The organism is Achromobacter pestifer (assembly GCF_013267355.1).
In the GTDB taxonomy this organism is placed as follows: Bacteria; Pseudomonadota; Gammaproteobacteria; order Burkholderiales; family Burkholderiaceae_B; genus Achromobacter; species Achromobacter pestifer_A.
Genome location: NZ_CP053985.1, coordinates 5,881,749 through 5,893,773, shown reverse-complemented (window position 1 = coordinate 5,893,773; position 12,025 = coordinate 5,881,749). Strand labels below are relative to the sequence as shown.

Sequence of the window (12,025 nt, the reverse complement as noted above, 5' to 3'; positions counted from 1 at the left end):
CGCCGTTCAATCGCCGAACAGCGTGGCCAGGTCCAAGGCCTGCGCCATGGCCTGGTAGCCGGCATCGTTGGGATGCAGGTTGTCGCCCGAGTCATACGCGGGCAGCAGCCGCGCCGGATGCGCCGGATCGCGCAGCACCGCGTCAAAATCCACCACTGCGTCGAACACGCCGCTTTCGCGGATCCAGCGATTCACCTCCCGACGCACCGCGTCCTTCGCCGGGTTGTAGTGGCCCGACAGCGGCGTGCCATGCAGCGAACCTTCATACGGCGCGATGGTGCCGCCCACGATGCGCACGCCGCGCAGGCGCGCGGCCTCCGCCAACTGCCGGTAGCCCTCGGTCAACCTGGCCGCCGTCATGGGCGCGTCGTCCGGCGCGAAGCCGCTGTCCGGCCAACCGATGTCATTGATGCCCATCATCATCACCACCGTGCGCACGCCCGGCTGCGACAGCACGTCGGCATCAAAGCGCGCCATCGCGTTCACGCCCATCTTGTCGCCCCAGACCCGCGCGCCTGAAATGCCCGCGTTCGCCACGCCCATGCCCTGCGGCGCCAGCCGGCGGGCCAGGAAATCCGGCCAGCGGCGATTGGCGCCCGGCGTCGAGCCATTGCCATCGGTCAAGGAATCCCCAAACGCCACCACCACCGGCGCGCGCGACGGGCTCTCCACCCAGACCCCGGCCAGGAAAGCCCGGCCTTGCAGCGCCTGCGCATCAGGCAGCTCCGCCGCCGCCGTCGCATCGCCCCGCACCAGGGCGCCGGTCTGCTGTGCGCCCCAGTGGAAGGTCGTGACCGGCGTCGCCTGCGGAAAGTAAAGACTGACGGCCAGTTCGGCCAGCGCGGACACCGGCAGGTCCACCGGATCGCTGACCGCCTGCGCCCCTGGCGCCACCGTCACGCTTGGCCGACCGCCAAAGGCCAGCCCGCGGCGGGACGCCGGACGGATCGCCGCAGGGCCCGAGGCCAACGCCACGCTGGCCGCGCCGATCTCCAGCGGCTGCGTGCCATAGCGGTTGGACAGCACCACCCGCAAGCGCGGTCCGCCCACGCTGAGCATCAAGGTCTGGCGCAAGGTCTGTTCACGCAATTCGGCCGGCATCTCCGTGGGCAGCACGAACGCATCCTCCCACAGCGGTTGCGGGCTGGCGAACCAGGAGCTGACCCAACCGGCACGCGCAGAATCGGCCGGAGTGGACGGCTGCGCCGCGATGGTGGCGGACGGGGCCAGGACCGAAAGGCCACCGGCCAAGGCAACGGCCGAAACCAGGGAATGAAGATTGAAGCGATTCATGACGACTCCAGAAAAAGAGAAAGTGACGTCACGATAGGTTCTTCCCAATTCCACCGGTAGAACCCTAAACTGCATACCGCTTCTTCCAATAAGGAATGACCATGGACACGCTGCGCGCCATGCGGGCCTTCGTCCGCGCCGTGGAGCTGGGCACCCTGTCGGCCGTCGCCCGCGAACAAGCGCTGAGCCAGCCGGCCCTGAGCAAGATTGTCGCCGCGCTGGAAAAGGACCTGAACGTGCGGCTGCTGGAACGCAGCACCACGCGCGTCGTGCCCACCGAACAAGGCAAGCGCTTCTACGAACGCGCCACCCGCGTCCTGGAGGAATACTCGGAGGCCGTGGCCGACGCCCGCGGCCAGACCGAAAAGCCCGCCGGCTTCCTGCGCATCAACGCGCCCGTGGCGCTAGGCCAGTTCCGGCTGAACGCGCTGATACGGGAATTCCTGGACGACCATCCCGACATCCAGGTCGAACTGATCCTGAACGACCGCTACGTGGACCTGGTGGAAGAAGGCGTGGACGTGGCGCTGCGACTGGGCGGCAACCTGCCGCCCAACGCCATCGCGCGCAAGGCGGCCATGTCGCCGCGCTATCTGGTCGCCGCCCCCTCCTACCTGGCGCAGCACGGCAAGCCCCGCGCGCCCCGCGATCTGGCCGCTCACGAGTACGTGCGCTTTGCCTGGCTGGCTGCCGGCGACACCCTGGAACTGCACCAGGGCGCCACGCTCGCCACGGTCCAGACCCAGGGGCGTTTCCGCGTCAACAACGCCCTGGCCATCCGCGAAAGCCTGGCCATGGGAGCCGGCATCGGATTGTGCCCCGCGTGGCTGGTGCAGGACCTGATCGCCAGCGGCGAACTGCTGCGCGTCCTGCCCAAATGGAGCGCCACGCCGCAAGAAGCCTTCCTCATCTATCCATCGCGCCGCTACCAGTCGCTGCGGGCGCGGCTGCTGATCGACTTCCTGAATGACCGGCTGGCCCGCCTGCCCGGCATGCAGGTGCCTTAACCGCAGACGGCGCGCACCAGGTTCCGATAGATGCCGCGGGCGCCTTCCAGCTGCTCCAGCGCAATGGATTCGTCGATCGTATGGGCATCCTCTTCATTGCCCGGTCCCAGGCCTATCGTCGGAATGCCGCGGCGCCCGGCCGATTCCGACCCGTTGGTGCAGAATGCCCAACTGCCGACCACCGGATCCCGGCCGCTGCCGCTGACCGCCGCGCGTGCAGCCTGCAACAGCCCGGCCTCTTCGTCGCAACGCCAACCCGGCAGCCAGCGCGGCGGCGTCGCGTGCTGCCCGGTATAGGTCGCCACCCGATCCTCGCTGACCTGCAAGGTGAAATCAGACAGGCCATGTGCCGTCAGATGCCCGCGGATCTGCGCCAACACGTCCTCCAGGCTTTCGCCCGACACGGTGCGCCGGTCGAAGCGTATCGTCGTCGAGATCGGAATCATGGAGATCGACGGGTAAGGATGCGACACGATGTCCGTCGGCACCAGCAGCGCCTGGCCTAGCACCTCGTCGCGCGGCAGCGGCAGGCTTTCCAGCACGGCCAGTGCCCGCGCCGCCGCATGCAGGGGATTGACGCCAATATGCGGCGTCGCCGCGTGCGCCGGCTTGCCGTGGAAAGTCAGCAGCAGCTCCACCCGTCCCTTCTGCCCCGCCTTGATCTGCAATTTCGAAGGCTCGCAGATGACCACCGCCTGCGGCGCGCAGGCGTCCAGCACCGAAGCCAGCGCATGCCCTTCGATGATTTCCTCCAGCACGCTGGCCGACACCGCCACGCGGCGCTTCAAGCCCTCCCGCGCCGCCTCCGCCACGCCGCAGATCGCCGCGGCGATGCCGCCCTTCATGTCGGTGCTGCCACGCCCGTACAGCCGGCCATCCCGGATCTCGGCGCCGAACGGATCAAAGCGCCAGTCGCCCGCCACCGGCACCACATCCATGTGCCCGTCGAACAGCAAGGCCACGTCCGCATCCGCCGGGCCGATCAGGCCCAGCACCGAGCCATTGCCATCGGTCGTGACCGAGCTGAAGCCCGCCTCGCGCAGGGTCGCGGCCATCAGCGCCGCCATCTCGCCTTCCTTGCCCGAAAGGCTGGGAATGCGCACCATTGCCTGCGTCAACGCAACTACGTCCAGAGTCATCATCATTCCTGTCTGAGAATGACGGGCGCGACGCGCCCGCCTGTGAATGGAGGGCGGCGCCTACCGGTTGACCAGGCTCTTCGGCACGCGGTAGACCAGCACCGCCCCGATCAGCGCGAAGCTGGCAAGGAAATACATGCCCCAGTCGGTCGACCCGGTCAGGTCCTTGATCCAGCCGATGGCATAGGGGCTGACAAAAGCCGCCAGCCCGGCGAACGAATTGATCCCGGCAATGCCCGCCGCCGCGCTCTTGCCTTCCAGGAACGAGGTCGGCAGGCTCCAGAACAACGGCGAGCACACCATGCAGCCGGCGGCCGCCACCGACAGCATGGCCACGGCCAGAACCGGGTTATGGCTGAACAGCGTGCTGAGCGCCAAGCCCGTCCCGCCCACCAGGAAAGGCACGATCATGTGCCAGCGGCGTTCCCGCGTCGCGTCCGAATGGCGGCACACCAGCACCATCGAGATCACCGCGCACACGTTCGGCACCGCCGTCAGCAGGCCAATGTCCAGCAGCGACACCACGCCGGTGGAACGGATCACTGAAGGAATCCAGAACGCCAGGCCCGACAGGCTGGACACCGTGCAATAGCAGATCAGCGCCATATGCACGACGCGCCGGTCCTTGAGCAGCGTCAGCATCGACACATGCTCCGTCTTGGCGGTCTTCTCGCTCTGCAGGTTCTGACCCAGCCGCGACTTCTCCGCCGGCAAGAGCCAGCGCGCATCGTCGATGCGGTCATCCAAGTACCAGAACACCGCCAGGCCCAGCAGCACCGAGGGAATCGCCTCGATGATGAACATCCACTGCCAGCCGGCCATGCCGTGCGTGTCATGGAAAGCCTCCATCACCCACCCCGACAGCGGCCCGCCCAGGATGCCGGCGAACGGCACCGCCGTCATGAACACCGCCACGATCTGGCCGCGCCGGTTCGACGGAAACCAATAGGTCAGGTACAGGATGATCCCGGGATAGAAGCCGGCCTCGGCCGCCCCCAGCAGGAAGCGCAGGATGTAGAACTGGGTCGGCGTCTGCGTCAGCGCCATGGCGGCCGAGATGATGCCCCACAAGATCATGATGCGCGCCAGCGTCTTCTTCGCGCCGATGCGGTGCATCAGCACGTTGCTCGGCACCTCGAACAGGAAATAGCCGATGAAGAAAATGCCCGCGCCCAGGCCGTACACCGTTTCGCTGAACTTCAGATCGTCCAGCATCTGCAACTTGGCAAAGCCGACGTTCACCCGGTCCAGGAACGCCGCGATGTAGCACACCATCAAAAACGGCAGCAGCCTCCACGCCACCTTCCGATACAGCGCATCATCCCGCGCCGCCAGGGGATCCTTGTCTGCGGCAACGGGAGGCGCCGCAATGCTCTCTACTGACTGGTCCATATTTTCACCTTGGGGTCTGTATTTTTTTAGGCCGAACGCTCCCCTGCAGGCGCTCGGGGCGCCCGCATGCTGTTTTTTATGGGAAGGGAACGTCCGGGCCGGTTATGCGGCCAGCCTAACGGCCGGCCGCGCTGGCCGCGCCGCAGGTCAGGCGGTGATCGCCGCCTCCGGCGCAGGTTCCACCGCGCCTCTGCGTTCCGTGATCAGGCCGTAAGCCTCGGGACGCCGGTGCCGCTCGAAATTGAACGTGGTGTTCTTGTACGACAGGCACAGGTCCAGGTCGCAGCGCGCGATCGCCAGCTCATCGCCCTTGGTCGAGCAGGCGGCCACGATCTCGCCCGACGGCGCGATGATGCAGCTGCCGCCTATCATCTCGCAGCCCTCTTCCTTGCCGGCTTTGGCCACGCCCACCACCCAGGTGCCGTTCTGATAGGCGCCGGCCTGCATCACCAGATGATTGTGGAACATGGACAGGTCGTCATGCTCGGGCGCCGGCGGGTTGTGCACTGGCGTGTTGTAGCCGAGCAGGATCATTTCGGCCCCTTGCAACCCCATCACGCGATAGGTCTCGGACCAGCGGCGGTCATTGCACAGCGCCATACCCATTACGCCGCCAAAGCCGCGCCAGACATCGAACGATTCGCCCGGCTCGAAGTAGTGCTTCTCCAGATGCTGGAAAGCGCGCCAGGGCTCGTTCTCGGCGTGCCCAGGCAGGTGCACCTTGCGGTACTTGCCGATGATTTCGCCGTTCTGGTTCACCAGGATCGACGTGTTGAAGCGGCGCTTGACGCCCTGCTCCACCGCCAGTTCCGCATAGCCCAGGTAAAAACCGATGCCCAGCTTGCGCGCGGTCTCGAACAGCACCCGGGTTTCCGGACCGGGCATCTCGCTTTCATAGAACGCGTCGATCTCGGCCGGATCTTCCATGTACCAGCGCGGGAAGAAAGTCGTCAGCGCCAGCTCCGGAAATACCACCAGCTGGCAGCCCATGGCATGGGCCTGGCGCAGATGCGCGAGCAGGCGCTCGACGACGTCGCGACGCGTGTCGCTGCGCTGGATCGGCCCAAGCTGCGCGGCCGCGACATTGATGATGCGTGACATGTTCAGTCTCCTACGGTTTCATTGTTCTGCGAGTTCGAGCATCAGTTCCAGCAACACGCCGGCGCCCGCCTCGATATCTTGGTCATGCGTGAATTCGGCGACGTTGTGCGACAGCCCGCCCACGCTGGGCACGAACACCATGCCCGTCGGGCACATGCGCGCCAGCATCTGGGCATCGTGTCCGGCGCCGCTGGGCAGCCGCCGCACGCGGTGTCCGCGGCTGCGGGCGATTTCCTCGACCCGGCCGACGATGGCCTCGTCAAACGCCACCGGCGCAAAATCGGCCAGTACCCGATGGCTCAGTTCCACGCCTTCAGCCGCCGCAGCCTGCGCCGCGTACGCCATGCAGCGTGCAATCGCCTCCTGCAAGGCCGCGCCGTCGGTGTTGCGCAGGTCCAGCGTGAAGGTCGCGCGGTTGGGAATGACGTTGATCAGGTTGGGAAACAGATTCACCTGCCCCACAGTCGCCAGCTGGCCCGCCCCCAACTCGACGGTCAAATCCCGGGCAAAGCACGCGATGCGCGCCGCCACGATGCCGGCGTCGTGGCGCAATGCCATCGGCGTGGTGCCGGCATGGTTGGACACGCCGCGCACGGTGAACTCGATCCAGTGGATGCCCTGCACGCCGGTCACCGCGCCGATGGTGTAGTCCTCGTGCTCCAGCACCGGCCCCTGTTCCACGTGCAATTCGACGAAGGCATGCACCTCGTTATTGCCAACCGGGGCGGTCCCGGCATAGCCGATGCGGGCCAGGTCCTCGCCCACCGAGGTGCCGTCTATGCCGACCGTGGCCAGCGCATCCGCCAGTGACAGATCGCCTTGAAACACCAGGCTGCCCATCATGTCCGGCGCAAAGCGCGCGCCTTCCTCGTTGGTGAAGAACGCCACCGCTATCGGTCTCTCGGTGACCACGCCTGCGTCATTCAATGCCGCGATCACTTCCAGCCCAGCCAGTACCCCCAGGTTGCCGTCATAGCGGCCACCGGTGCGCACCGTGTCGATGTGCGAACCCGTCATCACGGGCGGACCGGCCTTGCGCCCAGCCCGCAAGCCGACCACATTGCCGATGCCGTCCACCGTCACGGCCAGGCCCAGTTCGCGCATCCATTGCACCACCAGATCGCGTCCCTGCCGGTCCGCGTCGGTCAGCGCCAGGCGGCAAACGCCGCCACCCTCGATGGCGCCGACCTGCGCCAGGTCGGCGATGCGGCGCAACAGCCGGGCGCCGTCCATCCGCACGGCCTCACGGCCGGCCTCAAGCGTGGCGCCAGTCATGCCACGGCCTCGGCTTCGACCTCGGCGGCGCTCTTGCCGACGATGCGTTGATACAGTTCCGGATCGGTCGCCCCTTCGCTGCCGAACACCAGCACGCGGCTGTCGGCATCCAGGCCCAGCGCATCGCGCACCGCCGGATCGGCCAGCGCCGCCAGGCAACCGGTCAGCCCCGCCACGGCCGATTCGCCCGCGACGATGGGCGCATCGCCATACTTGCCGCTTGCCAGCAAACGCACCGTCTCCAGCGCGGCCTCGTCGTCAACCGTCAGGAAAGCCTGCGCGCCGGGATGCAGCACCTCCCACGCCAGCAGCGACACTTCCCCGCAGGCCAACCCGGCCATCACGGTATCCAGATCGCCATGCACCGCCACCGGCTTGCCGGCGCGGGCGCTCTCGTACAGGCAGGCCGCCTTGTCCGGCTCCACCACGATGAAGCGCGGACGGCGCTCGCCCAACTGCTCCCAGAAATGCGCGCAGACCGCGGCAGCCAGCCCGCCCACGCCGCCTTGCAGGAACACGTGCGTCGGCAACTCGCCATCGCCCGCCTCGCGCAGCTGGCGCAATGCCTCGTCGGCCATCACGGCGTACCCCTGCATCACGTCCTTGGGCACCTCCATATAGCCAGGATAAGACGTATCCGAGACCACATAACGCCCAAGCCGCGCCGCGTCTTGCGCCGCCTGGCGCACCGAGTCGTCGTAGTTCCCCGGCGTACGTACGACCTGCGCGCCGTATTGCTCGATCGCTCGCTTGCGCCCTTCGCTGACCGTCGCGTGGATGTAGATCACGCATTGGCAACCGAAGCGCTGCGCGCCCCAGGCCACCGAACGGCCGTGGTTGCCGTCCGTCGCGCAGGTCACCGTCATGGCCTGCGTCAGCTCCCGGTAGCGGCCGGACAGCAAATCATCCACAGACAGATCGTCGCGCCCCAACCGCGCCGCCAGCTCCCGCAGCAACTGCCGGCTGACCGCGTACGCGCCGCCCAGGGCCTTGAAGCTGCCCAGCCCGAAACGGCCGCCCTCGTCCTTGTACCGGATGCCCGCCACGCCCACGGCGCGCGCCAGGCCCGACAGGTCGCGCAGCGGCGTAGGCTGATAGCCCGGCCAGCGGCGGATCTGCGCCTCGGCCTGCGCATAGGCCTGGCCGCCCAGCACGTCCAGCTGCCGTTGGCCATAAGACGCGGCGGGTTCGAAGGCCGGATTGGGCGCGTACTGCAGCCGGATGTTCGGAATGGGATGGTTCAAGTCAGTCTCCTCTTGGAATTCAGCGATGCAAGTCGCCGTAGTGTTCGTGCAGGCGTTCTATGTTCTGCAGACGTTCGCGCGCGGCCGCCCCGAGTTTCCGGGCCAGGGCCGAGCACAGATGATTGATGACGCTGGTGGCCGCGACGTAGGAATCGAACACGGCCGCGCCGCTGTTCACGCAGCGCAGCACCAAGTCCGAGCGCGCGGGCAATTCGGTGGCGGTGGGATCGGTCAGCACCACGACCTTCGCGCCCACCCGGTTCGCATGTTCGACGATGGGCTTGAGCAGCGTGACGCGACGCCGGAAATCCATCACCAGCAACACGTCGTCAGGCCCCAGATCCGCCAGATCCTCGGCCAGGTTCAAACCCGCGCCCGGCACCAGCGCAACGCCGTCGCGCAGCTGCGTCAGCAAAGCCCAGGCGTACTGCGCCAGCACCCGCCCATTGCGAAAGCCCGCAATGCAGATGCGGCGCGCACCGGCGAACAGCTCGATGGCTCGTTCCACGTCGCGGCTATCCAGGCGCTCGAAAGTCTGCGCCAGATTCTGCAAGTCGGTGGCCAGATGCTCCGCCAGCGCATCGCCCGTCGCGTCCGGCGGACGCACGCCCGCCATCTCGTACAGCGGCGACCCACGATCGGCCTCATCGCGCGCCTGCGCCCGCACTTCGTTGAAGTTCTCGTAGCCCAGACGCCGGAAGAACCGCCCCGCCGTCGCCTTGGACACGCCCGCCTTCTGCGCCAGCTCAGCCCCCGAATAGGCCGCGATATTGCCCAGGCACTCCAGGGTCACGCTGGCCAACCGCTGCTCGCTGTCCGTGAAGCTGTCCTGCAGCGCGAGGATGCGCTCCTGCAACACCGAAGTCATGATGATCCCGCCTATGAAACTATAGTTTCAGAAATATATTCTCATGAAACTTTAGTGTCAATGCAAAATTTGGATCATCGAAGCCAAGGTAAGGAATGCCGCTTGCGGCCCTGCCAGGCCCAGGTCACAGCGCGCCCGCGCTGGTCTATCATGGCTTTTTTCAGACGTGTTGTTGTAAGGAGCGTTACATGATCCGAAAGCTGATCCCTTTCCTGCTGGTCGCCAGCCTGACCGCGTGCGCCAACACCGGCGCCCCGCGCTCACCCAGCGCGCCAACAGCCTCCAGCTCCTCAAGCCCCTCGTCTACTGCTGACGCCGGAACCAGCTATGGCGGGTCGTCCTACGGCTCGTCGTCGTCCATGGGCGGCGGCAAAACCTGCGACGCCGCTGCCCTGCAATCCCAAATCGGCCAAAAGGCCACCCCGTCCGTCATGGAAGACCTGCGCAGCCGCAGCGGGAGCAGCACCGCACGCATGCTGCGTCCGGGGCAATTGGTCACGATGGAGTACAACGCTACGCGCTTGAATTTGATCGTGGATGATAAGGACGTTATGACTGCGATTCGCTGCGGTTGATCGCAGGCCTGGCCGGCGCAAAGCCGGCCAGAGGTTATGCTTTCGGGAGGCATCGTGGCGACTGACACTGAGCAACGTAAAATGCCAGGCTTCGATCCTCCATATGCTTCCTTTATGAACCTTGAACGACTGCGCCGCGAATTTCCCGACTTCGACATAGCAACCCTGCCGCCCCTACCCGAAGGGTATTTCGACACATCGAGCTACATCGATGCAGCTCCTTCATTCGAGAACGAGGCGCGCGGCTTGAAAGTGTATGTCGACTACGCCAACTATGCCGACCGCGAATCCGGCAGGAGCCAGCGCTTCTGCGTTTCGCGCTACGACGAGGAAGCTGGCGACTACGAGGACGTCGCCTTGTCGACTAACGATTGGGCCGAAGTCTTGCGCTTCCTGACCGCCTGAACGCCCTCGCCGGGGGTGATCGGTTTCCGCTCCGATCGTCGGATGATCGCCCCCGCGACCTCTTGCGCTCTCTTGGTCTTTCTTGATTTCGACGGCTGCTGCCGAACCTCGATGAGAATTGTCGTCTGACACCTTTTTACGGCGCCCATGCAGTTATCACTAGCTTCCGATATCTGTGAGGGGCGTGGCGATTTCAGTCAGGCGTTGCCCGTCGTTGCCATCCTCGACTCTCCAGCCTCGGGTGTTTAACATCTTCCGTATCTCATCGGCTTTATCCCAGTTCTTTGCCTCTCGGGCTTGAGCGCGTTCACCGAGCAGCACCCGGATACTTTCCGGAATATCAGACGCAACTGGGTTCCAATCGCGTAACCCGAGGCCCAGTACAAGATCAAAGCTGTCCACAGTCGCTTTCAAGGTCGCAGGTGGGAGCTCGCTCTTGACGAGTTCCCATAGCACGGCCAATGCCCGCGGCAGATTCAGGTCATCATTCAATTCGGCATTGAAGCGCGCGGCGAAATCCGGATCGATGCGGCCACCGTCCGACCAACCGGAATAGAGATGCCGCAGCCGGTTCAAGGCTGTCTGCGCGGCACCAAGAGACACCCAACTGAAATGCAGCTTGCTCCGGTAATGAGCTGTCATGCACAGGTAACGGTAGGCAAGCGGATCGATGTTCCGACTGCGCAAGGTCTGCAAGCGAACAAAATCCCCACTCGACTTCGACATTTTGCTGTCGGCATTGAGTGTTAGAAAATGTCCGTGTATCCAGAAGTTCGCAAGACGAGTGCCGTGGGCCGCTTGTGTTTGCGCAATTTCGTTGCTGTGATGCACGGCGATATGGTCTTCTCCGCCACAGTGGATGTCGAACCAGATGCCGAGGTGTTTCGCCGACATGGCCGAGCACTCAATATGCCAGCCCGGAAATCCACGCCCCCATGGGCTATCCCATTCCATCTGCCGCGCTACGCCCTCCGGACTGAACTTCCATAGCGCAAAATCCGTGATGTTCTGCTTCGCGCCAAGTGCTACGCGCTTGCCCGCCTGCAGGCCGGCACGGTCGAGCCGGGCCAGAAAGCCGTAGTCATCCTGTTTGCTTGTGTCGAAATAGAGACCGTCGTTGGTCCTGTACACGTAGCCGGACCGGTCCAACTCGCCGATAAACGCGATCTGTTCGGCGATGTGATCGGTCGCGCGGCACCATACCGTCGGCTCCAGCAAGTTGAGGGCATGCCAATCCGCGACGAAGGCCTCGGTGTAGCGCTGAGCAATGGCATATGCGGACTCCCCGGTCCGTCTGCTACCTTTTTCCATCTTGTCTTCGCCTTCGTCCGCATCCGAAGTCAGATGACCGACGTCGGTGATATTAACGACGTGACGGACCTCATAGCCGTTCCGAACGAGTACCCGGCGCAGAATGTCTTCAAACACATACGTTCTTAGATTGCCAATATGCGCATGGTCGTAGACGGTGGGTCCGCAGCAATACATGCCGACATGGCCAGCGTGGATTGGCGTGAACGAGCGCACGGTACGCGACCAGGTGTCATACAACGCAAGTGGCATCAACTCTCTCCGTATCGAAAGGCGCAGGCAAAACAAAAAAGCCGCCGGTTTTGCAACGGGCGGCCAGAGGCGATTGATTCAACGTGTAGCTATTGCTAGACGCAGTTTCCCCCCGGCATGTTCTGACAACATGCGCGGACCAGCGAAAAGAGGGATTTGGAGC

General features: G+C 65.0%; 11 protein-coding genes. 3 read left to right on the top strand and 8 right to left on the bottom strand.

Features of this window, described 5'->3' with window-relative positions:
- Positions 1–6: 6 nt before the first annotated feature.
- Positions 7–1,293: an SGNH/GDSL hydrolase family protein gene (locus tag FOC84_RS27845; protein ID WP_173147973.1), complete on the bottom strand. Its 1,287-nt coding sequence runs from the start codon at positions 1,291–1,293 to the stop codon at positions 7–9.
- Positions 1,294–1,394: 101 nt separating this feature from the next.
- Between FOC84_RS27845 and FOC84_RS27840 the strand changes: the two genes are divergently transcribed.
- Entirely contained in the window at positions 1,395–2,300 is a 906-nt protein-coding gene (locus tag FOC84_RS27840) for a LysR family transcriptional regulator (protein ID WP_173147971.1), read from the top strand.
- Here the strand turns inward: FOC84_RS27840 and FOC84_RS27835 are convergent.
- The 6 genes from FOC84_RS27835 to FOC84_RS27810 all read right to left on the bottom strand — a co-directional run bounded on the left by FOC84_RS27835 (position 2,297) and on the right by FOC84_RS27810 (position 9,319).
- A complete protein-coding gene (locus FOC84_RS27835; protein ID WP_173147969.1) occupies positions 2,297–3,439 on the bottom strand; it encodes a YgeY family selenium metabolism-linked hydrolase in 1,143 nt (380 codons plus the stop codon). The genes FOC84_RS27840 and FOC84_RS27835 overlap by 4 nt on opposite strands.
- Before the next feature lie 60 nt (positions 3,440–3,499).
- Positions 3,500–4,831 carry an MFS transporter gene (locus FOC84_RS27830; protein ID WP_173147967.1) on the bottom strand — a complete coding sequence of 444 codons (1,332 nt, stop codon included), beginning with the start codon at positions 4,829–4,831 and terminating at the stop codon, positions 3,500–3,502.
- 147 nt (positions 4,832–4,978) lie between these two features.
- On the bottom strand, positions 4,979–5,932 hold the full coding sequence (locus FOC84_RS27825; protein ID WP_173147965.1) for an N-carbamoyl-D-amino-acid hydrolase: 954 nt from the start codon (positions 5,930–5,932) through the stop codon (positions 4,979–4,981).
- 18 nt (positions 5,933–5,950) lie between these two features.
- Positions 5,951–7,207: a M20 family metallo-hydrolase gene (locus FOC84_RS27820; RefSeq protein WP_173147963.1), complete on the bottom strand. Its 1,257-nt coding sequence runs from the start codon at positions 7,205–7,207 to the stop codon at positions 5,951–5,953.
- Positions 7,204–8,451, bottom strand: a complete 1,248-nt coding sequence (locus FOC84_RS27815) for a diaminopropionate ammonia-lyase (RefSeq protein WP_173147961.1) — start codon at positions 8,449–8,451, stop codon at positions 7,204–7,206. The genes FOC84_RS27820 and FOC84_RS27815 overlap by 4 nt, the downstream gene beginning before the upstream one ends.
- Before the next feature lie 19 nt (positions 8,452–8,470).
- Positions 8,471–9,319, bottom strand: a complete 849-nt coding sequence (locus tag FOC84_RS27810; RefSeq protein ID WP_082400960.1) for a MurR/RpiR family transcriptional regulator — start codon at positions 9,317–9,319, stop codon at positions 8,471–8,473.
- Between the two features lie 188 nt (positions 9,320–9,507).
- Between FOC84_RS27810 and FOC84_RS27805 the strand changes: the two genes are divergently transcribed.
- On the top strand, positions 9,508–9,894 hold the full coding sequence (locus FOC84_RS27805; protein WP_173147959.1) for an I78 family peptidase inhibitor: 387 nt from the start codon (positions 9,508–9,510) through the stop codon (positions 9,892–9,894).
- 114 nt (positions 9,895–10,008) lie between these two features.
- Positions 10,009–10,299, top strand: a complete 291-nt coding sequence (locus FOC84_RS27800) for a hypothetical protein (protein ID WP_173147957.1) — start codon at positions 10,009–10,011, stop codon at positions 10,297–10,299.
- A 159-nt stretch (positions 10,300–10,458) separates the two neighbouring features.
- On the opposite strand, the gene cysS is transcribed toward FOC84_RS27800, so the two are convergent.
- On the bottom strand, positions 10,459–11,862 hold the full coding sequence (cysS, locus tag FOC84_RS27795; protein WP_173147956.1) for a cysteine--tRNA ligase: 1,404 nt from the start codon (positions 11,860–11,862) through the stop codon (positions 10,459–10,461).
- Between the last annotated feature and the right edge of the window lie 163 nt (positions 11,863–12,025).

Bases quoted from the DNA above. Each gene is read 5' to 3' on its own strand.
- FOC84_RS27835 (WP_173147969.1), bottom strand. From the start codon at position 3,439: ATGACTCTGGACGTAGTTGCGTTGACGCAGGCAATGGTGCGCATTCCC.
- FOC84_RS27845 (WP_173147973.1), bottom strand. From the start codon at position 1,293: ATGAATCGCTTCAATCTTCATTCCCTGGTTTCGGCCGTTGCCTTGGCC.
- FOC84_RS27840 (WP_173147971.1), top strand. From the start codon at position 1,395: ATGGACACGCTGCGCGCCATGCGGGCCTTCGTCCGCGCCGTGGAGCTG.
- cysS (WP_173147956.1), bottom strand. From the start codon at position 11,862: ATGCCACTTGCGTTGTATGACACCTGGTCGCGTACCGTGCGCTCGTTC.
- FOC84_RS27800 (WP_173147957.1), top strand. From the start codon at position 10,009: ATGAACCTTGAACGACTGCGCCGCGAATTTCCCGACTTCGACATAGCA.
- FOC84_RS27830 (WP_173147967.1), bottom strand. From the start codon at position 4,831: ATGGACCAGTCAGTAGAGAGCATTGCGGCGCCTCCCGTTGCCGCAGAC.
- FOC84_RS27810 (WP_082400960.1), bottom strand. From the start codon at position 9,319: ATGACTTCGGTGTTGCAGGAGCGCATCCTCGCGCTGCAGGACAGCTTC.
- FOC84_RS27805 (WP_173147959.1), top strand. From the start codon at position 9,508: ATGATCCGAAAGCTGATCCCTTTCCTGCTGGTCGCCAGCCTGACCGCG.
- FOC84_RS27820 (WP_173147963.1), bottom strand. From the start codon at position 7,207: ATGACTGGCGCCACGCTTGAGGCCGGCCGTGAGGCCGTGCGGATGGAC.
- FOC84_RS27825 (WP_173147965.1), bottom strand. From the start codon at position 5,932: ATGTCACGCATCATCAATGTCGCGGCCGCGCAGCTTGGGCCGATCCAG.